This is a genomic window from Micromonospora matsumotoense, assembly GCF_900091525.1.
Lineage (GTDB): Bacteria > Actinomycetota > Actinomycetes > Mycobacteriales > Micromonosporaceae > Micromonospora > Micromonospora matsumotoensis.
Window position 1 is genome coordinate 269,711 of sequence record NZ_FMCU01000007.1, and the last position, 22,399, is coordinate 292,109.

General features: G+C 74.0%; 20 protein-coding genes and 1 riboswitch. Of the genes, 10 read left to right on the top strand and 10 right to left on the bottom strand.

What is annotated here, in order from left to right; all coding sequences use genetic code 11:
• Positions 1 to 200: 200 nt before the first annotated feature.
• The 4 genes from GA0070216_RS16850 to GA0070216_RS16865 form a co-directional block, all read right to left on the bottom strand.
• Complete coding sequence (locus GA0070216_RS16850; RefSeq protein ID WP_091246761.1) at positions 201 to 1,067, bottom strand: C39 family peptidase; 867 nt, start codon at positions 1,065 to 1,067, stop codon at positions 201 to 203.
• A 263-nt stretch (positions 1,068 to 1,330) separates the two neighbouring features.
• A riboswitch (cyclic di-AMP (ydaO/yuaA leader) is annotated at positions 1,331 to 1,474 on the bottom strand.
• Between the two features lie 361 nt (positions 1,475 to 1,835).
• The gene (locus GA0070216_RS16855) at positions 1,836 to 2,594 is read right to left on the bottom strand and encodes a hypothetical protein (protein WP_245722541.1); all 759 of its coding nucleotides are present in this window, start codon (positions 2,592 to 2,594) and stop codon (positions 1,836 to 1,838) included.
• Between the two features lie 127 nt (positions 2,595 to 2,721).
• Complete coding sequence (locus tag GA0070216_RS16860; RefSeq protein WP_091246766.1) at positions 2,722 to 3,216, bottom strand: hypothetical protein; 495 nt, start codon at positions 3,214 to 3,216, stop codon at positions 2,722 to 2,724.
• Between the two features lie 126 nt (positions 3,217 to 3,342).
• Positions 3,343 to 4,566 (bottom strand): acyltransferase family protein, encoded by a 1,224-nt coding sequence (locus GA0070216_RS16865; RefSeq protein WP_245722542.1) that lies wholly within the window; start codon positions 4,564 to 4,566, stop codon positions 3,343 to 3,345.
• 182 nt (positions 4,567 to 4,748) lie between these two features.
• On the opposite strand from GA0070216_RS16865, the gene GA0070216_RS16870 reads away from it, so the two are divergent.
• The 3 genes from GA0070216_RS16870 to pseI all read left to right on the top strand — a co-directional run bounded on the left by GA0070216_RS16870 (position 4,749) and on the right by pseI (position 8,606).
• On the top strand, positions 4,749 to 6,074 hold the full coding sequence (locus GA0070216_RS16870) for a polysaccharide pyruvyl transferase family protein (RefSeq protein WP_091246772.1): 1,326 nt from the start codon (positions 4,749 to 4,751) through the stop codon (positions 6,072 to 6,074).
• 89 nt (positions 6,075 to 6,163) lie between these two features.
• Positions 6,164 to 7,288, top strand: coding sequence for a glycosyltransferase family 2 protein (locus GA0070216_RS16875; RefSeq protein WP_091246905.1), 1,125 nt, complete (start codon positions 6,164 to 6,166; stop codon positions 7,286 to 7,288).
• A 265-nt stretch (positions 7,289 to 7,553) separates the two neighbouring features.
• Entirely contained in the window at positions 7,554 to 8,606 is a 1,053-nt protein-coding gene (pseI, locus tag GA0070216_RS16880) for a pseudaminic acid synthase (protein ID WP_091246774.1), read from the top strand.
• Positions 8,607 to 9,008: 402 nt separating this feature from the next.
• Here the strand turns inward: pseI and GA0070216_RS35525 are convergent, their stop codons facing one another.
• The 4 genes from GA0070216_RS35525 to GA0070216_RS16900 all read right to left on the bottom strand — a co-directional run bounded on the left by GA0070216_RS35525 (position 9,009) and on the right by GA0070216_RS16900 (position 12,069).
• Positions 9,009 to 9,611, bottom strand: coding sequence for a hypothetical protein (locus GA0070216_RS35525; protein ID WP_245722543.1), 603 nt, complete (start codon positions 9,609 to 9,611; stop codon positions 9,009 to 9,011).
• 160 nt (positions 9,612 to 9,771) lie between these two features.
• A complete protein-coding gene (locus GA0070216_RS16890) occupies positions 9,772 to 10,518 on the bottom strand; it encodes an SDR family NAD(P)-dependent oxidoreductase (RefSeq protein ID WP_091246776.1) in 747 nt (248 codons plus the stop codon).
• Positions 10,511 to 11,821 (bottom strand): AMP-binding protein, encoded by a 1,311-nt coding sequence (locus tag GA0070216_RS16895; RefSeq protein WP_091246778.1) that lies wholly within the window; start codon positions 11,819 to 11,821, stop codon positions 10,511 to 10,513. The genes GA0070216_RS16890 and GA0070216_RS16895 overlap by 8 nt, the downstream gene beginning before the upstream one ends.
• A complete protein-coding gene (locus GA0070216_RS16900) occupies positions 11,818 to 12,069 on the bottom strand; it encodes an acyl carrier protein (RefSeq protein ID WP_176738999.1) in 252 nt (83 codons plus the stop codon). Before GA0070216_RS16900 ends, GA0070216_RS16895 begins: the two co-directional genes overlap by 4 nt.
• Positions 12,070 to 12,157: 88 nt before the next feature.
• Between GA0070216_RS16900 and GA0070216_RS16905 the strand changes: the two genes are divergently transcribed.
• Positions 12,158 to 12,670, top strand: coding sequence for a GNAT family N-acetyltransferase (locus GA0070216_RS16905; RefSeq protein ID WP_091246783.1), 513 nt, complete (start codon positions 12,158 to 12,160; stop codon positions 12,668 to 12,670).
• A gap of 128 nt (positions 12,671 to 12,798) precedes the next feature.
• Here GA0070216_RS16905 and GA0070216_RS16910 read toward each other — a convergent pair whose 3' ends face one another.
• Both GA0070216_RS16910 and GA0070216_RS16915 read right to left on the bottom strand, forming a co-directional pair.
• On the bottom strand, positions 12,799 to 13,260 hold the full coding sequence (locus GA0070216_RS16910) for a VOC family protein (protein ID WP_091246907.1): 462 nt from the start codon (positions 13,258 to 13,260) through the stop codon (positions 12,799 to 12,801).
• 88 nt (positions 13,261 to 13,348) lie between these two features.
• Positions 13,349 to 15,181: a hypothetical protein gene (locus GA0070216_RS16915; RefSeq protein ID WP_091246784.1), complete on the bottom strand. Its 1,833-nt coding sequence runs from the start codon at positions 15,179 to 15,181 to the stop codon at positions 13,349 to 13,351.
• A gap of 344 nt (positions 15,182 to 15,525) precedes the next feature.
• Between GA0070216_RS16915 and pseB the strand changes: the two genes are divergently transcribed.
• From pseB to GA0070216_RS16945, 6 genes are all read left to right on the top strand, one after another.
• Entirely contained in the window at positions 15,526 to 16,509 is a 984-nt protein-coding gene (gene pseB, locus GA0070216_RS16920) for a UDP-N-acetylglucosamine 4,6-dehydratase (inverting) (protein WP_091246785.1), read from the top strand.
• Positions 16,506 to 17,663, top strand: a complete 1,158-nt coding sequence (locus GA0070216_RS16925; protein WP_091246787.1) for a DegT/DnrJ/EryC1/StrS family aminotransferase — start codon at positions 16,506 to 16,508, stop codon at positions 17,661 to 17,663. Before pseB ends, GA0070216_RS16925 begins: the two co-directional genes overlap by 4 nt.
• 12 nt (positions 17,664 to 17,675) lie before the next feature.
• On the top strand, positions 17,676 to 18,512 hold the full coding sequence (locus GA0070216_RS16930; RefSeq protein WP_091246790.1) for a hypothetical protein: 837 nt from the start codon (positions 17,676 to 17,678) through the stop codon (positions 18,510 to 18,512).
• Positions 18,509 to 20,314: a class I SAM-dependent methyltransferase gene (locus GA0070216_RS16935; protein ID WP_425413161.1), complete on the top strand. Its 1,806-nt coding sequence runs from the start codon at positions 18,509 to 18,511 to the stop codon at positions 20,312 to 20,314. Before GA0070216_RS16930 ends, GA0070216_RS16935 begins: the two co-directional genes overlap by 4 nt.
• Before the next feature lie 263 nt (positions 20,315 to 20,577).
• Entirely contained in the window at positions 20,578 to 21,291 is a 714-nt protein-coding gene (locus GA0070216_RS16940) for a glycosyltransferase family protein (RefSeq protein WP_281190437.1), read from the top strand.
• Positions 21,288 to 22,391, top strand: coding sequence for a PseG/SpsG family protein (locus GA0070216_RS16945; RefSeq protein WP_091246909.1), 1,104 nt, complete (start codon positions 21,288 to 21,290; stop codon positions 22,389 to 22,391). Before GA0070216_RS16940 ends, GA0070216_RS16945 begins: the two co-directional genes overlap by 4 nt.
• Positions 22,392 to 22,399 lie beyond the last annotated feature (8 nt).

The following is a 22,399-nucleotide window of genomic DNA, read 5'->3' on the forward strand; positions in this document are numbered from 1 at the left end:
GCTGGGCCCGGGTCCGGCGTTGATCGACTCAGTGGGGCCGATGTAGCGGCATCCGAGTCCGCTGACACCGCTACATCGGCCCACGGCCAGCGCCGCCCGGCGCACTGGCGGGGCGGGGTCGGTGGCCTCTACGGGAACGGACCGCCCCGGCACCGATGGTCGGGTGCCGGGGCGGTCCGGTGCGCGGGTGGGATGGTCGGTCAGGCGGAGTAGCCCCGGGTGGCGATCCAGTTCGCCAGGGTGGTCACGCTGACCCAGTACGCCGGCAGCGACGGGTCCGCCGAGTCGGCGATCCGCACGGTACGGCCGTTGTCCCCGTAGCCCACCGCGGCGACGTAGTGGCCGCCGGGGAAGGAGTGCCAGCCGCCGTCGAGATCGGTGACGTCCCCGGCCACGTTCGCGACCACGGCCCGCTTGTCGGCGACCGCCGCGACCACGTCGGCCCGGAGCCGCTCGATCTGCCCGTCGCTCGGGGTGCCGGCGAACATCCGGGTCCGGTACGGGTCACCCTTCACCACGGCGTTGAGCACCCGGGTGGTGTCCTCGGCCGAGTTGGTGCCCATCTCGGTGGTGCCGAGCTGGGCGGCGAGGTCGTCCTGGCCGCGCTCGATGCCGGCCGCGCTGAGCGCGTTGCGCACCGCCGCCGGGCCGCAGTAGTAGTAGGTGATCTGGGCCTGGTAGTCGTAGCGCAGGACCTTGGACGACGGCGGCTTCGGGGCCGCCTTGCGGGTCAGGTCCGGGTCGACGGTGGCCCTGACCTTCGCCCTGGTGATGCGGGGCGACTGCGTCGGGCTCGCCGCCGGGCTGGCCGTGGGGGTGGCCGACGGGCTGGCCGACGGACTGGCCGGAGCGGGGGCGGCGACCCGGGCCTGGGCGCGGCTCGCGACGTCGTCGAGGCGGGGGGCGGACTCGGCGGTACGCCGCTGGTCGGTCGGGGCGTCGTCGACGCCGGCGGCCAGCGCGGCGGCGCCGGTGGCCAGGACGAGAACCGCCGCCGAGCCGACGATCATCTGGTACGGGCGCTGGGTGCTCAAACGGCGTAGCTGTCGCTTCATGTGGTGCGTCACGGGGTGTTCCTCCACGGGGCGAGGCGGCCGGGCACACCGGACCGGCACGCGGCACAGACGCCACGCGCGGATCGGGTGTTCAGCCGCTCGTTCGGCAGGGACCGTCCGACGGGGGGCCGGGCGGATCGGTGGGGGCCGCCCGACGGCGATCGGGCAGCGGGGCGGACAGCCGGGTCAGCGCGTCAGGCGCGACGGTCCGGCGGCACCCCGGCACCGAGGTGGAGGGACTACCGAAGGGGTGGGGTCATGCTGCACGAGGAGGGAACTCCTTCCGCTGCCGCCGACCGGGTTAGCTGACGGATTCGGGCGGGAAGATCGCCCTACCCCGGGCCGTGGCCCGGAGATTCACCCCAGTGGTGCATGTGGGTCCCCGGTTCGTGACTCGCACGATTGAGCGGGTCGGCACGGCGTCGCCTTCTTGCGATCGGAAACCGCACCGGACCGCAGCGACACTACTGGCCGGTTTCCCCCTCGCCAAGCCCGTTGAGCTGCGCAAACATGGGCTGGACGAGTCAATTTCGGGGCACTCGGGCACTGACCCGCCACGGGTGGGACGGCCGGAGCGCCCGGGCCCGTCCAGGCGACAACCGGACGGCCGGGCACCGACCACCGGTGATCGACGCAGTCGGTGTGACCGACTGTGACCAGGTGTCCGGTTCCCACCCGCAGTGACGGCACCCACAACCCTCAGATAACAATTCGGTCCCGCTGACCCGCTGACCGGGTCCGACGTCGCCAACCGGCGGCCGGCCGGCCGGAAGTGCCGGGTCAGCCGACCCGGGCCGGACGCCAGCGGGTGGCGGGGGCCGGGCGGGTGGCGGACGTCGCCGGGCGGGGCAGCGGGACCCGGGTCGGCCGCCACCGTTGCGCCGCCGCGTGCGCCTCGGCAGCCAGCGACCGGGCCGCCTCGGCGGCCAGTTCGGCGTCCCGCCACGCCGCCCGTTCCCGCCCGGCCGCAGCCCGGTACGCCGTACGCCGGTCCTCGCGGACCGCGCGGGCCAGCATCACCTCGTGCTCGACCGGGTGCCGACGCGGGTCCCAACCGTCGCGGTGCGCGAAGACGTCCCGCAGCCGCTCCACCGACAACTCGCCCCGCCAGTGCGCCGCCACGGCCTCCTGGTGCAGCCACCGCTCCCGACCGGCGTACTCGGTGGGGGTGCGGGGGGTCCGCGGGCTGGGCAGCGCCCCGGCACCGGCGAACCGGCGGGCCAGCGTCTCCGCCTCGTCGTACGCCTGCCAGGCCCGTTCCACGGCGTCGTGGGCCGCCAGCCAGGCCGTGCGGTGTCGGCGGGCCGTCTGGGCGGCCCCGGAGGCGGCGACGGCCACCTCCTCGGCGTAGCGGCGCAGGTCGGCGACCGGGGGTGGGGCGTCGGATGCCGGCGCGGCGGCGATGGCATCGGCCGGTTGGTCCCGCTCGGGCCGGGCCACCAGGATGGTGATCCCGGTCAGCGCCAGGACGAGCAGCGCGGACCAGATCACGGTGGCGGTCGGGACCTCGATCAGGAACTGGGAGAGCACGGTGTTCACGGTCGACACCTCGCAGGCGGGATGCGGAAGAGGAGGCCGTACCGGCGGCGGGAACATCGGCCGGGCGGTGCGGGGGTGTGGTGCGTGGCGGAGGCGGTCGCGGGTGGGTCGGCCCCCGCGTGGGCGGTCAGCCCGCCGGGGGTGCCCGGGGGGCGGTGGCGACGGGTGTTCGACCGGCCGGCACCGCCGGGGGCGGGGCGCTCCGCGCGACGCCAGCCGGCACGACGGCGTCGCGCCGGTCTGCCGTCGGCACGGCGAGCACGACGGCTGCCCGGTCTGCGGCCGGCACGTCGAGGGCGAGGGCCCGGTCCGCTGCCGGCACGGCGAGCACGACGGCGACGGCCCGATCTGCGGTGACCGCGCCGGCCGGGTCGGTCTCCTGCGCGCCGCTGCGGATGCCGGCGGGGCGGCCGGTCGGGGCGGCCGGGGCGCCGGCCACGGGGAAGGACAGCGACGCGTCGACCGGCAGGGCGGCTGCCGCCGGCCCCGGGTCGAACAGCGCCGACCCGGGTAGCGCCGGGCTGGCGACAGCGAACGCGATCGCGACGGCGAGGCCGGTCAGCAGCCGGGACCACCAGCGGGCGACCCACCACAGCGGACTGGTGGGTGCGGCCGGGAGCATATGTCCACGTTACCGCCGTGGTGACCGACCGGCAGCACCGCCGGGCGTGTCGCCGCGCCGACCACCGTGGACCCCCACCCGACCCGGCCGCGACACCAGGACCCCGCCCAGGTCGGGCGGAGAGAGTCAGTGCGGGTCACGCGGTCCCGCGTACTCGACGGGACGCCCGTCGCGTCCCCCCGCTGCCGACCCCCTCGGCCCCGGCAGCGCGGCACCGCCGCTACCGGCCCCGCCGCCGGGAGCAGCGTCGCCGGGAGCGGCCGGCACGGGTGGGGTACGGCGGCGGGGGGCGAGGCGGCGCATCATCGGGGTCTCCACCCAGCGGTGCAGGGCAGCGGCCAACGCCAGGTTCACCACCAGGAAACCGAGCACGGCCAGCGGCCCGGACCAGCCGGGCAGCCCCACGCCCCAGTGTCCGGTGAGCCGCAGCACCGTCATCATCACCAGTACGTGCACCAGATAGAAGGCGAACGACACCTCACCGAGCCAGATCAGGGTGCGGTGCCGCCACGGCGACCAGCGGCCCTGCACGTCCGCGCGGGCCGCCGCCGGGATGACCAGGATGTACGCCACCGACAGCAGCGCCGCCCACATCTCCGCCGGGATCCAGTGCGCCACCACCCAGACGGCCACGAAGAGCAGGCTGGCCAGCGGCAGGCCGGGGCCCCGCCAGTGGCCACGGCGCAGCAGTTCGGCGGCGGCGACGCCCAGCCAGAACTCGGTGGAGCGGACCAGCGGGAAGACCTGGGTGAACCACCAGTTGGTGCCCTCGGGCAGCAACTGCTGGCCGGGCCAGAGCGCCAGGATCACCAGCGGCACCGCCACCACCACGGCCCAGAGCAGGCCGGAGTGGGCCCGCCGGATCGCCGGCAGCACCAGCGGCAGGCAGAGATAGAAGAACAGCTCGCAGGAGAGCGACCAGCTCACGTTGTTGATGCTGTAGAAGTAGCCGGGGGTGGGGTCCCACGCCTGGACGAGGAAGAGGTTCTCCAGCGCGGCACGGGGCACCACCGGGTCGGCGAACCACCACATCACCAGCAGCGCCGCCGCCCAGGTGAACACGTGGTTGGGATAGATCTTGGCAAGTCGACGACGCCAGAAGTCCCGCCGCCGGTCGCCGTCGCGCGCCGACCAGACCAGCACGAAGCCACTGAGGATGAAGAAGAACTGCACCCCGGACAGGCCGAGGGTGAACAACCAGTCGACCACCGCCTTGGCGTCCGGCTGGGCGACGATCCGCATGGTGCCGGCGTGGTAGCCGAACACCAGCATGGCGGCGATCCAGCGCAGCCCGGTCAGCGACGGCAGCCGGCTCAGCGCCGGGGACGTGGTGGTGGGCACGCTGGTCACGCCGGGCACCCTACCGGCACAACCCACCCACGGTGACGCGCCGGGGTGGTGCGGATGTGCGGAAGGTGTACGAAACCACTCCACTGGCCTAACATCGCGGGACCCGTCGGTGTCGGCACGCCCATGGGGCAGCTCGGTGCGGCCCGTCGGAGGCGCCCGGGGACGAGGAACGGAGCAACGCGGTGCACCAGCGGATCCTGATGCGGGCGAAGAAGGACCCCTTCGACGTACGCGGTCCCGAGGAGGCGTACGAGGGGAACTGGATCGGGGAGAACAACGGCAACCTGGTCTTCAGCCACGCCGCGCACAAGCTGCTGCGTACCTCCACCGCGCGGATCACCTCCACCGAGTTCAAGGTCGACCTGCGCGACGCCGACCGGATCAACGAGCAGTACGACGTGTACGTCATCCCGCTGGCCAACGCCTTCCGGCGCAGCTACGCCCACCGCATCGAGCTGATGACGAAGCTGGTCGAGCAGCTGCGGATCCCGGTGGTGGTGTTCGGGGTCGGCGTACAGACCGATGTCAGCGGCGACCGGGAGTACCTGCGTCCGATCGACGACGTGGTGACCCGGTTCGTGCGGGCGGCGCTGGAGCGGGGGCCGAGCATCGGTGTGCGGGGGGAGATCACCGCGCAGTACCTGAGGACGCTGGGCTTCTCCGCCGTCGACGTGATCGGCTGCCCGTCGATGTTCCTGCACGGCGACCAGTTCCGGGTGGAGAAGTCCGCGCCGGACCTGACGCCCGACGCCCGGGTGGCGCTGACCGTCTCCCCGTACGTCAAGTCGATGGCGAAGATCATCGCCTCGCACCAGGCCCGTTACCCGAACCTGCGGTACCTCCCGCAGGACCTCAAGACGCTGGGCACCCTGCTCTACGGCGACGCCCCCGAGGACCGGGGCAAGACCAGCGCCATCCCGATCCACACCTCGCACCCGCTGTTCACGCAGGACAAGGTGCGGATGTTCCTCGACCCGTGGACCTGGATGGACTACCTCGCCGGTTTCGACTTCGCCTTCGGCACCCGGATCCACGGCACCATCACCGCGTTGGTCTCCGGCACCCCCGGCTACCTGTTCGCGCACGACTCGCGCACCCTGGAGCTGGCCCGCTACTTCGACATCCCGCACCGGCTGATGACGGACGTGCCGGCCGACGTGGACGCGGCACAGCTCTACGCCGAGGCCGACTACACCGCCCTCAACGCCGGGCACCGGGCCCGCTACGAGGTGCTGCGGGCCTTCCTTACCCGGCACGACCTGGCCAACGCGTTCGACGACGGGGACAGCGCGGCCCGGTTCGACGCGCAGGTCCGCGAGACGGTGTTCCCCCCGGCGGTCCGACCGGCCGGGGCCTGTTCGCCCGAGGAACTGCTGACCCGCGTCCAGTGGCTGCGCGACCGCAACGCGGCGCTCGGCGACGACGTACGGGAGCTGCGGGAACAGCGGCTGCGGGCCCGGGTCAGGCGGGCGGTCGGCGCACCGGTACGGCGGATCCTGAACCGTTAACCTGCCGCTCGACCGCTGTTCAGCAGCTCCATCTCCGCCGGATACGTCACGTTCCGTGGCCGTCCATACCCGTGCATCAGGGTGGCGGGGTGGTCAACCAGCCCGCGCCCACCCCGCTGCTCAGCGTCGTCGTCCCCGTCCACGGGGTGGAGGCGTACCTGCACCAGTGCCTCGACTCGGTGCGCACGGACGTACCGGCCGACGCGGCGGGCGCGGTCGAGATCGTCGCCGTCGACGACGCCTCGCCGGACCGGTGCGGCGAGCTGCTGCGCGCGTACGCGGCCACCCACCCGGGCGTACGCACGGTGCACCTGGACCGCAACGTCGGGCTGGGTCCCGCCCGCAACGCCGGCCTGGACGTGGCCGTCGGCGACTACGTCTGGTTCGTCGACAGCGACGACTGGTTGCCGCCGGGCACCATCCCGGCGGTGCTGGACCGGCTCCGGGCGCACCGCCCCGACGTGCTGATGCTCGACCACCTGCGGGTGCGCGACGACGGCCGGCGGGAGGTGGACGCGAGCAGTCACCTGCTGCGCGGAGCACCGGACGTGGTCCGCCTCGCCGACCGACCCGGGCTGCTGCGGGTGCAGCACACCGCGTGGAACAAGGTGGTCCGCCGGGAGTTCATGGCCCGACTGGAGCTACGTTTCCACCCCGGCTGGTACGAGGACATCCCGTTCAGCAACCCGCTGCTCATCGGCGCGGAGCGGATCTCCGTGCTGGACCGGGTCTGCTACCTCTACCGGCAGGGCCGGCAGGGCGCGATCACCTCCACCCGCAGCGGTCGCCACTTCGACGCCTTCGCCCAGTACGACCGGCTGTTCGACTGGGTCGCCCGCCGGTATCCCGACGAGCGGCTGCGCGGTGAGCTGTTCACCCTGATGATCAATCACATGCTGGTGGTGGTCGGCAACGACGGCCGGCTGCACCCGCACCTGCGCCGGGACTTCTTCCACCGGGTGGCCGCGCACTACCGCCGGCACCTGCCGCCGGGCGGCTACCCCCGGCCGGGCGGGGTGGCCGGGCTCAAGCACCGGCTGGTCGGCCGGGACAACTATCTCGCGTACGCGGTGCTGCGTCAGGCGCACCGGCTGGCCGGTTGGCTACGCCGCCCGGCCGCCGCGCCGGAACCGGTTCCGTCGGTCGCCGGGCCGGCCCCGCTGGCGGACTCCCCCGCCGACCGGGACGCGCTGGCCGGTCGCGGCACCCGGTGACCCACCACCACCGACGCGGTACGCCGGCATCCGAGCCGACCCCGTCGCGATGTCGGGGTCCACACGGCGTCCGCGTCGCTCCCGCACTCCACGAGCGGTCGGAGCCGGCGCGTATCGATGGCCGCATGGAGTCGGAGTCGCAGTCGGGTCGACGCGGTGCCGGAGTCGGCACCGGCGCGGTGCCGGTCGCCGCACGGTGCCGGTGGCGATAGCGGCGTGTCGACGACCGGCCATGAGTGACGAGGACAGGAAAAAGGGGTCGGAGATGACGATGACAGTGAAGATCGGGCCGCACCTGGTGGGGGCCGGGGAGCAGCCGTTCGTGGTGGCGGAGATGTCCGGCAACCACAACGGCGACCTGGGCCGGGCGCTGGCGATCGTGGACGCGGTGGCGGCCAGCGGGGCACACGCGCTGAAGTTGCAGACGTACCGGCCGGACACCATCACCATCGACGTGGACACCCCGGCGTTCCGCATCTCCGGCGGGCACGAGCTGTGGGGCGGGCAGAACCTCTACCGGCTCTACGAGCGGGCCCACACCCCGTACGAGTGGCACGAGCCGATCTTCGCGCGGGCCCGGGAGCGGGGGTTGACCGTCTTCTCGTCCCCGTTCGACCCGTCGGCGGTGGAGCTGTTGGAGGGGTTGGACGTCCCGGCGTACAAGATCGCCTCGTCGGAGCTGGTCGACCTGCCGCTGATCCGGCTGGTCGCGGGCACCGGCAAGCCGCTGGTCATCTCCACCGGCATGGCGACGGTCGCCGAGATCGACGCGGCGGTGCGCACCGCCCGCGACGGCGGGGCGGGTGGCATCGTGCTGCTGGCCTGCACCGCTTCATACCCGGCCCCACCGGCGGACAGCAACCTGCGCCGGATTCCGGTGCTGGCCGACGCCTTCGGGGTGCCGGTCGGCCTGTCCGACCACACCCCCGGGATCGGGGTGCCGCTCGCCTCAGTCGCCCTGGGCGCCTGCTTCATCGAGAAGCACGTCACCCTCGACCGCACCGACGGCGGGGTCGACTCCGACTTCTCACTGAACCCCGACGAGCTGGCCGCCCTGGTCGTCGAGTCGGCGCGGGCGCACGCGGCGCTCGGCGGCACCGCCATCGGGCCGACCCCGGCAGAGCGGGAGGGGCTGCGCTTCCGCCGGTCCCTGTTCGTGGTGGCCGACGTACGGGCCGGCGACGAGGTGACCGCCGCCAACGTCCGCTCGATCCGGCCGGCCGGTGGCCTGCCCCCGGTGGAGATCGACCGGGTCCTCGGCCGCACCTTCACCACCGACGTCCCCCGAGGCACCCCCCTCACCTGGACCCTCATCTGAGCACCACCCCTCTACACCCCCGCACCCCCGCACCCCCGCACCCCCGCACCCCCGCACCCATGATCAAATGATGAAAATGCACACGACATGCTGACAAACCTCGCCAGAATTGCGATTTGATCATGGTGTCCGCGCGCTGAACATCGGGGCAGCACGAGCAGCGCAACGCACGGCATGCCGGGGCAGCGCAGCGCGGGGTGGAGCAACGCGGGACAGCGCCGGGCAGGACCAGCGGGACAGGGCGGGCAGCGCCGGGCAGGGCAGCGCGGGCAGTACCGGCACTGCCAGGCAGGGCGAGGCAACGCTTGGCAGTGCCGGGCAGATCACGGCAGCACGGGACAGCGCCGGGCAGGGCAACGCGGGTGAAGCAACGCGGGGTGAGACGTCCGAGCGGGGGAACGCTCAGGGGGCGAAGGCGACCGTGATCACCAGATCGGCCAGGCGCAGGGTGCGCCATACCGCGCGGGTGTGCGGGGGCACCGCCAGGCCGTGCCGCCGCCACCAGGCCGCCACCGGCACCTCGGCCAGTTTGCACAGGCTCTCCGCCCGGGTCCATCGCGCCCAGAAGTCAGCTGGCCCGAAGCGCGCGGCCAACGCGGGTGGGACCGCTGCGGCGGCCCGTTCGGCATCGATCGCCACCCGCCAGCTGGGAGTGGTCGGCCCGTACCAGCCGACGCAGCGCCCGTCGTCGAGATGGCTGCGGGTCACCGCGTACCGCAGCTCGGTGGGAGTACCGACCCGCAGGTAGCGTTCGGCGGCGCTCAGCAGCGCCGGCACCGGCCGCAACCCCGCGCCCCCGGCCGGCCGAGCCGGGTCGGCCGCGCGTCCGGCCTCCCCGCCCACCCCGCTGCCGCCCAACCCCGACCCGGACCCGGTCAGCCCACCGCCAGCCGGCCGCAACCCCACCGGAACGCTGCCACCCACCCGCGCCCCGGACCCGACCACACCTCCGGTGCCGCCCTCGTCGCCGGCACCAAGGTCGACGGCGCACAGCGCCGGCCCCATCGGAGCACTGCCACCCGGCGTAGATCCCGGTGGAATGCTGGCGACGACCACGAACCGGACCGGAACACCGCCGGCCGCACCGCATCCGGCCGAGGAACTGTCGGCCGGCGCGGACCCGTGCCCACCGCCGTCGGGCGGAGCGCCGTCGGGGTGGGCGCGGTCAGATCGAGGCGGCACCGTCGACCACGATGACCTGGCCGTTGATGTTGGTGTGCTCGCGCAGCAGCATCCGCACCACCGGTACCACCTCGGCGGGCTCGGTCAGGTGCCCGGTCGGGGTACGGCGGACGATCTGGTCGAGCTGGGTGCTGCCCAGCACGGCGGACATCTCCGAGGCGAAGAAGCCCGGCGCGACGGCGTTGACCAGCATCCGGCCGCCCAGCTCGCGGGCCAGCGACCGGGTCGCCGCGTCCATGCCGCCCTTGGTGGCCGAGTACGCCACCAGGCCGGGGAAGCCACGCTGCGCGCAGATCGAGGTGACGTTCACGACGCGGCCGCGCCGCCCCTGGCCGAGCATCCGCCGGATCACCAGGCGGGTGAGCTGCAACGGCGCGGTCAGATTGGTCTCGACGATCCGGGCGATGTCGGCGGTGGCGGTGTGCGTGTGCATCGAGTCCTGCCCGACGGCGGCGTTGTTGACCAGGCCGTCGATCGGACCGAACCGCGCCTCGACCGCCCGGACGAAGCCCTGCGCCGCCGACAGGTCGGTGACGTCCACCGCGCCGACGTGCACCCGGTCGGGGTGCTCGGCGGCCAGCTTCTCCAACTCGGGGGTGACGGTACGGGCGAACGCGGCCACGGTGAGCCCGGCGTCGAGCAGGTCGGTGACGATGGCCAGGCCCAGCCCCCGGGACCCGCCGGAGACGAGGACCATGGTGCTGGGTGGGACGAGCGCGGACTCAGACATCGCTCTTCAGGGTCTCCTTGACGGGGATCTCGGTCAGTAGGCGGATGCGGCGTGGCACCGCGTAGTCGGGGAGTCGCTCGGCGCACCAACGCACCAGCACGCCCTCGTCGAGCGGCACAGCCGCCGTCGCGGAACCCAGCGGCGCAGCCGCCGTCACAGAGCCGCGCGGCACAGCCGCCGTCGCCGAACCCAGCGGCTCTGTGGTGGGGACGACCTCGGCGACCACCATCCGGCCGAGCACCGGCGCGCGTCGGCCGGTCACCCGGGCCCAGGCCACCCGGGGGTGGGCGGTGAGCACGTCGCGTACCAGCCCGGCGGAGACCTTGCTGCCACCGACGTTGATCTCGTCGGAGTCCAGCCGACCGGTGATCAGGACCCGGTCGTCGACGATCTGCGCCCGGTCGCCGGTGCGGACCGGGCCGTCGAGCCCTACGCCGTGGTGCGGGGAGGTGATCACCAACTCGTCGTCGCGCAGGGAGAGGGTGGGTCGGCCGGGGGCCACCCGGTCGAGCCAGCCGACCGGGAAGCCGGCCCGTCCGTCGTGCACCACGATCGACGCGCCCACCTCGGAGGAGGCATAGATCCAGGAGATCCGGGCGGTCGGGAAGAGCGCCCGGAGCCGGTCCAGGACGGTCTGGTCGACGGGTTCCCCGCCGAGGGTGAGTTGCCGCAGCGGCACCCGGGCCAACGCCTCGGGGTCGCGGTGCAGGGTGCGCCGCCAGAAGGTCGGGGTGCCGGAGACGGCGTCCACCCCGTGCGTGGCGGCCAGCGCCGGCCAGTCGTCCAGCTCGTCCGGGTCGACCACCACCAGGTGCTGACCGGGTTGGGTCAGCGACAGGGTGACCACCTGCCACCAGGCGTAGCTGCCCGGGGCGTACGGGCAGAGCCAGGTCCGTTCCGGCTGGGCCGCCCGCACGGTGGTCAGGGAGTCGAGGGTGTGCCCGACCCGCTTGGGCCGGCCGGTCGAGCCGGAGGTGAGCAGCCAGAGCCGGCCCGCCTCCGGCGACCGGGGGGTCGCCGGCGGCGTGGTCTGCGGCACCCCGTCGACGAACAGGGTGACGGCGAACCCGGCGGCGCGCAGTTCGTCCCGCATCGTCGCGTCGACCCGGGTGGGACCGGCGAGCAGCAGTTCGGTGCCGTAGCCGGCGTGGTGTCGGGCGACGGCGAGGGCGTCGGCGGCTCCGGCGGTGAGGACCGCGCCGGGTGACGGCAGCGCCGGGGCGGGCAGGTCGCGCCAGCTCCGGGGCGCCCCGGCGACGACGACCCGGTTGTCCAGCCCGGCCGGCGAGGTTGCGACGGTCACTGCCGCTGGAGTTCGGCGAGGAAGTCGAGGACGTCCCCGACGGTGGCGATCCGGCGCAGGCCGGGGGCGTCGAAGTTCAGCTCCTCGCCGGTGGCGTCCTCCACCCGCAGCGCCAGCTCCGAGAAGTCCAGCGACCGGAACCCGATCTCCCGCAGGTCGGCGGAGTCGTCGTCGGGCAGGACCCGGCCCTGGTGCTGCACCACCTGCGCCATGAGGTCGCGAATCTGCGCGCGACTCAATTCGTTCATGTGCCGGAGTGTACAGCCCGACAATTATCCCGCCCATTTACCCGGGTAGGGTCGGCCGGGGTCCACCGGGTGAATAAAAGGGGTGCCAGTGCTACGCGAGGCTACTACGGACGACGTTAACCTGATGTTGTCCTGGCGTAATCAGGAAACCAACCGGCAGGTCAGCAAGACCAGTCACGAGATCACCGCCGCCGAGCACGCGGCGTGGTGGTCCCGGGTCCGCACCGACCCGACCCGCCGCGTCCTGATCTACCTCCACGATGACCGGCCGGCCGGCGTGGTGACCTTCTTCGACCTGCGCCTGGACGGGCCGACCCGGTCCGGGGCATGGGGTTTCTATCTCGATGCCGACGGATTAGCCGAGCGGGGGGCCACCCTGCCCGCCTGGCTGGGGGTGATGCGGGCGGCGGTGGACCATGCCTTCGACGTGCTCGCGCTGGACCGGCTCGACGGCGAGGTGTTGGCGCACAACACCGTCGTACGCCAGATGAACCGTCGTTTCCGGTTCGTCGAGGGCACCGGGCGACCCGAGACGGTCGACGGCCGGGAAATCACCGTCGTCCCCATTTCCCTGACCCGGGACAATCGTCGCCGTCGGTGATGTCGACAGCTGTCCGGTGACAATTAACCGGTCGGCCATGCCCCGTTTACCGAATGCTGCACCCGGCGGATGGCGGACGCGGTGACTCGTACACGGTGATGGGTGTGTCTGCTTCCTGCTCGGCGGCGTTAATCCGCCTGCCCAAACCACGCATCGTGGACAGCGCGCAAGCCGTCATCCGAGGAGTCGGTCAACCGGAAGAACTTCCACGCATACCCGTACGGGTCCTCAAACTCGACGTACCTTTCCCCCCACGGTGCGTCCAGCGGACCGGCACTGATGACGCAGCCAGCAGCCCGGCACCGTAGGGCCGCCTCGTCGATGTCTTCCACTTCGAGCCCGATGACAACGCCAAGCCCACGCGGACCGGCCTTCGTCCGACGTTCCCGCACGCTGTCCGGGAACGGGATGCCTACCAACGCGTCGACCAGCAACTGCACCGGACCCCTGCGGAGGATTGCCATCACGACACCACCATCCGCGCCAGGCACCGTGCCCACCGGGACAAAACCGAAGCTCCGATACAACGTCGTGGCCGCAGTCACGTCACCGACACGCAACCCCACCCGAACCGACGGCTCACCGCTCATACCGCGACGGTAGCTAATCACCACACCGCATGAGCGCCTCACTCAACCTGTCCTCAACCTCTGTAGCGACGTGCCGGCAGCGCCCGGATCAGCGGCGACGCCAGGCGGCCCAGTGCTGCTCCGGGTTGCCGCCCAACCGGACGAACCCGTGCCGGTCGCCGTCCCAGTCGTCCGGCGCACCGGGTGCCCACCGGACGAGGACCACGTCGGCGTCGGCCGGCGGGTTGTCCACGAACCACCGCACGTCGGCCCAGGTGACCTGGTGGCTGAGGTTGAACCGGAGCACCCACTGCACGCCGAGCGACGCCCAGACCCGGTCGCCGGGGCGTACCCCGAGGTCGGCGACCCGGGGGGTCGGCGCGGTCGCCGCGACCATCGGCCGGACCAACCGGTCGGTGATCACCTGCATGGTGCCGAGGTTCACCACCACCAGCGCGGCGAGCACCGGCACCCGCAGCCGGGGCGACCGCACGGCGGCGACCAGCAACAGGCAGCCCGCCACCGCGACGGCCGCCCCGGTGAACGGTCGGAACTCCCGCCAGCCCCCGGTCAGCGCCATCAGGTCCGGTGCGCCGAAGCCGCCGTAGCGCAGTTCGTGTCCCCGGCCGGCCACCCAGGCGAGCCGGGCGGCGATCAGGGTGGCGCCGGCCAGCAGCACCCCTGCCGCGACCGCCGCCCGCCGCCACCGCACCCGTGGTGTCGCGGTCACCAGCATCGCCACCCCGACCAGCAGCCAGAACGGGGCGAGCATCTGCACGTACCGGCCGTAGATGGCGTCCAGTGGTTTGCTGGTGATGCCGGCCAGGATCACCGACGCGCCGGCAGCCACCCCGACGCTGGTCACCACCGCCACGCCGACCGTCCACCGGGTCGCCGCCTCATCGGCCGCCGACCCTCCTCCTGCGGCGGAGGTGTCGACCGGGGTCGCGGGGGTCGCGGAGGACAGGACAGCGGCGGAGGCCGGGGCAGAGGCGGAGGCCGGGGTGGGGGTGGGGCGGAGCAGGAGGCGGACGGCCCCGGCCCAGGCGATACCGGCCAGGCCGAAGGTGATGACCACCAGGTACCAGAGCTGGGTGGCGACCGCCGCGCCGACGCGCAGCAGCCCCGCGCCGGAGGCGACGGCCCGGACGGTGCCGCCGCCGGGCGGGTCACCCAGCAGGTAGACCCGGTCGCCGAGCAGCCGGATGACCGCCTCGTTGGCCAGCGCCAGCGCCAGCACCGGCAGCACCGCCGCGAGCACCTGCGCCGGGGTGGTCCGCCGCCGCAGGAACAGCAGCAGCACCAGCCCGACGTGCACCCCCACGATCACCAGGCCCCGGGAGTGCAGCAGGTGGAACACCCCGACCAGGGCACCGACCCCGGCGGCGGCCAGCGGGCCGGGTCGGCGTACCCAGTGGTGCACGGCGAGCAGCCAGGCCAGCACCAGCGGTGCCAGCACGGCGTCGATCATCGCCACGTTGGCGTAGAAGACGGTCGCCGGGAGGGTGGCCGCGACGGCGGCGGCGGCCAGGGCGACCGCGCGGCGTACCGGCACCAGCCGACGCACCAGCAGGTACGCCAGCGGCAGCACCGTCGCGTTCAGCACCGCATTGATCAACTGCACCAGCCGGTAGCTGTCGGTGAAGTCCCGCTCGCCGAGGAACGCCGGGGAGATCAGCAGCGGGTAGCCGACCCGGCGCAACGGGCCGTTCTCGCTGCTGAACCCGCCCGGCCCACCGGCCAGCGCGCGGGCGGTGTGCAGGTAGCTGTCCTCGTCGGTGTGGGCGATGGGCAGCGGCACGTGCCGGGACAACCACATCCGCCAGCCGACACCCACCAGCCAGCCGACCACCAGCAGCACCGGCACCAGTCGTCGGCGTCGCCCGGTCGGCTGCCCGGACGGGTCGACGATCGGGTGTCTCACCTCGGTGCCGGCCACCATGTGTCGCCTCCTGCTTCGTGGGGTGCGCCGGTCGCCGTCGGCCCGACCGGGCCTCGCGGGGGGTGCGCCCGTCGCCGTCGGCGCGACCGGGCCGTCGCCGGACACGAACCGGTCCGACGGGTGCTCACCGGCCGCGCCGGGCCACTGTAGTCAGCGACGTAGCCGCTGGTCAGCCGGCAGCAGCCGGGTCGGCAAGTGTTCGCCTGCCGGGGGTCCGGCATTCACGGGAGCAGCGCGGTCGGTTCACCCGGGGGCGTCGGGGTGTTAACCCGGCCTGGTTAGCGTCCGTCCGGTCGCCTGGCCCGAGCCGGTGGCGCACCAACCACGAGCTGGGGAGCACCAAATTGAGTGAGTTGAATGGGTCCTCCATTCTGGTCACCGGCGGGACGGGGTCCTTCGGGAAGACGTTCCTCCGGCACGTCCTCGACGTGGCCGACCCGGCCCGGGTGGTGGTGTTCTCCCGCGACGAACTCAAGCAGTACGAGCTGCGCCAGCAGCTCGGCGACGACCCGAGGCTGCGCTGGTTCATCGGTGACGTCCGGGACCGGCACCGGCTCACCCGGGCCATGCACGGGGTGGACCACGTGGTGCACGCCGCCGCCCTCAAGCAGGTGGACACCGCCGAGTACAACCCGTCGGAGTTCATCGCCACCAACATCACCGGCTCGCAGCACGTCGTCGACGCGGCCATCGAGGCCGGGGTGAAGAAGGTCATCGCGCTCTCCACCGACAAGGCGTCCAGCCCGATCAACCTGTACGGCGCGACCAAGCTCGTCGGCGACAAGCTCTTCGTCTCGGCGAACCACTACGCCGCCCAGCACCCCACCCGGTTCGCCGTGGTCCGCTACGGCAACGTGGTGGGCAGCCGGGGATCGGTGGTGCCGCTGTTCCGGCGGCTCGCCGACGAGGGCAAGAGCCTGCCGATCACCGACAAGCGGATGACCCGGTTCTGGATCACCCTGGACCAGGCGGTGCAGTTCGTCCTGGACAGCTTCGACCAGATGCAGGGCGGCGAGCTGTTCGTGCCGCGCATCCCCAGCATGCGCATCCTCGACCTGGTCGAGGCGGTCGCCCCGGCGGCCACCACCCACGAGATCGGCATCCGGCCGGGCGAGAAGCTGCACGAGGAGATGATCGCCCCGGACGACAGCCGCCGGACGCTGCGCGCGAAGGACCGCTTCATCGTCCAGCCGACGATCGCCACCTGGGGTTACCGGCCGCCGGTCGACTGCGAGCCGGTGCCGGACGGCTTCGCCTACCAGTCCGACGGCAACGACGAGTGGTTGAGCGTCCGACAGCTGCGCGACATGCTGGGCATCACGGCGTGACGGCGATGCTCCCGTACGGCCGGCAGTCGGTGACCGACGACGACGTCGCCGCCGTGGTCGCCACCCTGCGCAGCGACTGGCTCACCACCGGCCCGCAGGTCGACGCGTTCGAGGCGGACCTGGCGGGCTGGACCGGCGGGGCCGGCTGCACGGCGGTCGCCAACGGCACGGCGGCGCTGCACGTGGCGTACGCGGCGGCCGGGGTGGGACCCGGCGACGAGGTGGTGGTGCCGCCGATGACGTTCGTGGCGACCGCCAGCAGCGCGGTCGCCCTCGGCGCGCGAATCGTCTTCGCCGACGTCGAGGAGGAGACGTTCACCCTGGACCCGGCGGCGGCAGCCGCCGCGACCACCGCCCGGACGAAGGTCGTCGCGGCCGTCGACTACGCCGGCCACCCGGCCGACTACGACGCCCTGCGCACCGCCCTGGCCGGCACCGACGCGCTGCTGCTGGCCGACGCGGCGCACTCCATCGGGGCCACCTACCGGGGTCGGCCGGTCGGGTCGCTGGCCGACCTGACCACCTTCTCGTTCTTTCCCACCAAGAACCTCACCACCGCCGAGGGCGGCGCGGTCGCCAGCCTCGACCCGGAGCTGCTGACGCGGGCCCGCCGGTTCCGCAACATCGGGCTGGTCCGGGAGCGCGCCGAACTGCGCGCGCCGGACGAGGGCGGCTGGCACCAGGAGGTGCACGAATTCGGGTTGAACTACCGGCTGCCGGACGTGCTCTGCGCGCTGGGCCGCAGCCAACTGCGCCGGCTCGGTGACTTCCTCGCCGCCCGCGCCCGGCTGGTGGCCCGCTACGACGAGGCGCTGGCCGACCTGCCCGGGGTGCTGACCCCGGCCCGCCGGTCGTGGGCCGCCCCCGCCTGGCACCTCTACCCGGTCCGGGTCCTCGACGGCCGCCGCCGCGAGGTGTACGACCGGATGCGCGCCGCCGGCATCGGCGTACAGGTCAACTACCTGCCGGTGCACTGGCACCCGGCCTTCGTCGACCTCGGTTACCGGCGCGGGTCCTGCCCGGTGGCCGAGTCGTTCTACGGTCAGCAACTCTCGCTGCCGTTGTATCCGGGCCTCACCGACACCGACCAGGACCGGGTGATCGACGCGCTCGGCGCGGCGCTGCGCGGCGTCACCGCGCCCACCGCCGCCTGACCGGGGGAACCGATGCACCACGCGAACCACTTCTACGGGCACGCCCACGTGCTGGCCCGCTACTGCGGGCTGGACGACGGCCACCCGCCCCGGATCAACGGGTACGTCCAGCACGGCTGGAACATCGGCGACGGGCTCGCCCCCGGTCACCCGTACGCCGAGCGCACCCCCAGCCTGCTCTGGTCGGAGCAGACCCGACGGCGGGCCTGGTCGGTGGGGCGGCGCAACGTGGTGGTCACCGGCGCGCCCTTCGCGTACCTGCTCGACCTGCGTCGCGACGACCCGCCGCCGGCAGCCCGGGAGGGCACCATCTGGTACCCCTTCCACGGCTGGGAGGGTCAGCACGTCAAGGGCGACCACAAGGAGCTGATCGCCCGGATCCGGGACACCGAACCCGGCCCGGTCACCGTCTGCCTCTACTGGCACGAGTACGGCATGCGCCGGGTCCGGCGGCTCTACGAGAACGCCGGCTTCCGGGTGATCTGCCACGGTTACCGGGGGCACTGGTGGCGCGACACCGACCCGCTCTTCCTGGACAAGCAGCTCACCGAGCTGCGCCGACACGCCCGGGTGGCGTCCAACCGGCTGACCAGCGCCATTTTCTACGGCATCGCCGCCGGTTGCGAGCCCGCCGTCTACGGCGACCCGATGATCCTGGCCAAGGAGGACCCCACCTTCGGCGGCACCGCCCGGATCCGCCGGCAGTGGCCGCAGCTGCACGGCGAGTCGGTGGACCTGCCGACCGCCGTCGGGATCGCCCGCGCCGAACTGGGCACCGACCACCGCTGCACCCCGGCCGAGCTGCGTGAGCTGCTCGGCTGGGCGCATCCCGCAGGAGGCACGAGTTGACCACTGGAACCACCGCCCCCGTCGCCCTGCCCGGTGGGGAGATGCTGGCCTGGTCCGACCTGCCGGAGCAGCGGCTGGCCGACGGCGGGCCGCTGGGTGCGCTGGCCGCCCGGGTCGTACCGGCCGGGGCGCGGGTGCTGCTGGCCGGGCCGCACGATCCGGCGTTGCTGGACCGGCTCGCCCACGCCGAGGTGACCTGCCTGCTGCGCAGCCACCCCGACGCGGTGGCGTTGACCGACCGGGCCGCCCGGGTGATCGTCGGCGGGCCGGCCGGACTCGACCCGGCCGACACCTTCGACGTGGTGCTGGCCGGGGCGGGACTGGACGCCGTCGAGTCGGTGGAGGGCGACCGGCTGGGCTGGACGGGGGTGCTGGCCCGGCTGGCCGCCGCGCTGCGCCCCGGCGGCACGCTGCTGCTGCGGCTGGACAATCCGCTGGGGGTGTCCCGGCTGGTCGCCACCTCCCCCTGGTACGCCGACCGGGCCGACGCGGCGTGGAGCGTCGGCGGGGTGCTGGACGCCGGCCGCCCGGCCAACCGGGAGCAACTGCGTGCCCGGCTCGCCGAGGTGGGGCTGACCGCCGACGCCGGCTACGCCGCGTACCCCGATCCGGGTGCCGCGACGGCGCTGGTCGGCACCGACGCGCTGGACCGGTCCCCCACCTCGGGGTTGCTCGACGCGGTGCTGCACGGGGCCTGTGCCGGCGGTTTCGTCGGTGGCGCGGTGCTCCAGGACCCGGCCCGGCTGGCGGTCGACGCGCTGCACGCCGGGCTCGGCGCGACGCTCGCCCCCGGCTGGCTGACGCTGGCCCGACGCCCCGGACCCGACGCGCCCGTCGACCCGCCACTGCCGGTGGTGCTGGTGCAGACCGGACCGCCCGGGGTCGGGGTGGTCGAGGTGACCGACGGGCCGGCCGGCTGGCACTGGGCGGTCACCGGCGGCGGGGCCACCCGGGTCCGGCCGGCACCCTTCGCCAGCCGGGAGGCGGCCCACCGGGACCCGGCCGCGCTCACCGGGCCGGTGCCGCCGGGGCGGCTGCTGCGTACCCTGCTGCTCGACGCCTGCCTGCGCCGGGACCTGGACGCCCTGCGCCGGCTGCTGGGCGGCTACGCGGGTTGGCTCGCCGGGCAGGCCGGCCCGGACGGGCGGCTGACCGACGCCAGCGCGCTGGCCGACGCGGACAACGTGGTCGTCGACGGGGACTCCTTCGCGGTGCTCGACCCGAGCTGGCGGGCCACCGGGTCGCTGCCCCTCGAGGTGGTGCTGGCCCGGGGGCTGTGGCGGTGCGCGGTCACCCTGCTCACCGGCGGATACGCCCATCCGTGGCCGTCCACCCTGGACGTCGCCGGGTTGACCGTGGTCCTCGGCGGGGTCGCCGGGCACGACCTGGACCGGGCCACCGTCGACACGGCCGTGGAGACCGAGGCGGCGGTCGCCGCCGCCCTGCGCGGCCTGGACGCCGACGGACGGGGGGCGCTCGCCACCGAACTCCGCGCGGTCACCCCCACCGACCCGCCCGCCGGGCCGCGCGGCTACCAGCAGATGCGCGAGGCCTGGCTACGCCAGCGGGAGGAGCTGACCCGGCTCGCCGCCCTGCTGAAGTGGACCGAGGAGCTGCTCACCTCCCGGGAACGGGCGCTGCGCCGGGCCGACGCCACGATCAACCTGCTCAGCGGCTCGCTCAGTTACCGGGTGGGCCGGCTCGCCATCACGCCCGCCCGGCTGGCCAAGCGGGGCGCCCGGGCGGCCAAGCGACGGGCCCGCGAGGCGCTCGGCCCGAAGCCGCCGGAGGAACAGCAGTGACCAGCCCGGACACCCCGCCGACGGGCCGACCCGGCAGCGTGGCCGCTCCGGCGACAGGCCGACCCGGGAGCGCCGACACCCCGCCGACGGGCCGCCCCGGCAGCGTGGCCGCTCCGGCGACGGGCCGACCCGGGAGCGCCGACACGCCGGCGACGGGCCGCCCCGGCAGTGCCGGCACCCCCACGACAGGCCGACCCGGGGAGGCCGACGCCCCCGGGCGGGGTGCGGTCGTACCACCCGGCTCCGATCTCAGGATCGTCGGGATCGTGCAGGCCCGGATGGGCTCGTCCCGGCTGCCCGGCAAGGTGCTGCGTCCGCTGGCCGGGCGCAGCGTCCTCGGCCGGGTGGTCCGGGCCGCCCGGGACAGCGGGGTCCTCGCCGATCTGATGGTCGCCACCAGCGTCGACCCGGTCGACGACGCGGTGGTCACCGAGTGCGCGCGGCTCGACGTGCCCGTGCACCGGGGGCCGGTGGACGACGTGCTGAGCCGGTTCGTCGGCGCGCTCGACGCCCATCCCGGCGACGCCGTCATGCGGTTCACCGCGGACTGCCCGCTGCTCGACCCGGAGATCGTCAGCCTGGTGGCGGCGGTATACCGGGCGGTCCCCGGGCTCGACTACGCCAGCACCTCGATCGCCCGTACCCTGCCCCGGGGGCTGGACGTGGAGATCATCCGGGCGGACGCGCTGCGTACCCTGGACCGGCTCGCCACCGGCCACCACCGGGTGCACGTCACCTCGTACGCGTACACCCGGCCGGAGCTGTTCCGGGTGCTCGGGGTGACCCTCACCCCGGACCGGTCCGGGCTGCGGCTCACCCTCGACACCGACCAGGACTGGGCGCTGGTCAGCGCGGTCGTCGACCACTTCGGCGACGTCAGCGTGCCGCTGGCGAAACTCGCCGACTGGCTGGACGGGCGGCCGGACCTGCGTACCCTCAACTCCTCGGTACGCCAGAAGCGGCTGGAGGAATCCTGAACCCACCACGGATCGGGCTACGCTGCGACGCCGGCCCGCGTACCGGCGTCGGGCACCTGGTCCGCTGCCTGGCCCTCGGCGAGGAGTTCCTGGCCCGGGGTGCCCGGGTCGAGTTGTTCGGCACGGTGCACCGGGTCGGCTGGGCCGCCGCCCAACTGGCCGCGCGCGGCATCCCGGTCCACCCCGGTCCGGACACCCCCGCCGGGCTGGTCGAGGCGGCCCACCGGCACGCCCTGGACGCGCTGGTGCTCGACTCGTACGAGTTGGACCCGGCGGGTGCCGGGGCGCTGCGCGCGGCCGGCGTGGTCACCCTGGCCATCGTCGACGGCGACACCCGGGGCCAGGACGCCGACCTCTACCTGGACCAGAACTTCGGCGCGGACACCGCCGACGCGCATCCCGCCGACCGCGCACCCGGCGACGGCGCACCCGGCGACGGGCGGATGCTGGCCGGGGTCCGGTACGCGCTGCTGCGTGACGCGGTGACCGCCGCCCGGCCGGCCGCCCCACCGCCGGCCGGCCCGACGGACCGGCCCCGGGTGCTGGCCTTCTTCGGCGGCACCGACGCGGTCGGCGCGGCCCCGGTGCTGACCCGGGTGCTGCTCGGCACCGGCCACCCGATGGAGGTGACCGTGGTCGTCGGCCGGCCGGAGATCGGGGCCGAACTGACGCAGGTCGCCACCGGGCGGGGACAGTCGCTGCACCTCGTCGCGCCGACCGACGCCCTGCCCACGCTGATCGGCGCGGCCGACCTGGTGGTGAGCGCCGCCGGCACCTCCACCTGGGAGCTGTGCTGTCTGGGTGCGCCGGCCGCGCTGGTCTGCGTGGTGGACAACCAGCGCGACTCGTACCGTCGGGTGGTGGCGCACCGGCTCGCCGCCGGCCTCGGTGAGCTGCCGGACCTGGTCGCGTCGGGGCTGGCCGGCCGGACCGCGCGGGCCGAGGCGGGGCGGACGCTGCGCGCGCTGCTCGCGTCACCGCAGCGACGGGCGGCGCTCGCGGCCCGCGCCTGGGCCACCGTCGACGGGCACGGCCGGGCCCGGGTCGCCGACGCGGTCCTCACCCGGATCGCCGATCGTACGGGTGTACTAAAGCCCTGATAGGGTGC

Excerpts from the sequence above, each read along its gene's own strand:
- GA0070216_RS16860 (WP_091246766.1), bottom strand. The coding sequence starts at position 3,216 with ATGCTCCCGGCCGCACCCACCAGTCCGCTGTGGTGGGTCGCCCGCTGG.
- GA0070216_RS16930 (WP_091246790.1), top strand. The coding sequence starts at position 17,676 with ATGCACCACGCGAACCACTTCTACGGGCACGCCCACGTGCTGGCCCGC.
- GA0070216_RS16915 (WP_091246784.1), bottom strand. The coding sequence starts at position 15,181 with ATGGTGGCCGGCACCGAGGTGAGACACCCGATCGTCGACCCGTCCGGG.
- GA0070216_RS35525 (WP_245722543.1), bottom strand. The coding sequence starts at position 9,611 with ATGGGGCCGGCGCTGTGCGCCGTCGACCTTGGTGCCGGCGACGAGGGC.
- GA0070216_RS16890 (WP_091246776.1), bottom strand. The coding sequence starts at position 10,518 with ATGTCTGAGTCCGCGCTCGTCCCACCCAGCACCATGGTCCTCGTCTCC.
- GA0070216_RS16900 (WP_176738999.1), bottom strand. The coding sequence starts at position 12,069 with ATGAACGAATTGAGTCGCGCGCAGATTCGCGACCTCATGGCGCAGGTG.
- pseI (WP_091246774.1), top strand. The coding sequence starts at position 7,554 with ATGACGATGACAGTGAAGATCGGGCCGCACCTGGTGGGGGCCGGGGAG.
- GA0070216_RS16910 (WP_091246907.1), bottom strand. The coding sequence starts at position 13,260 with ATGAGCGGTGAGCCGTCGGTTCGGGTGGGGTTGCGTGTCGGTGACGTG.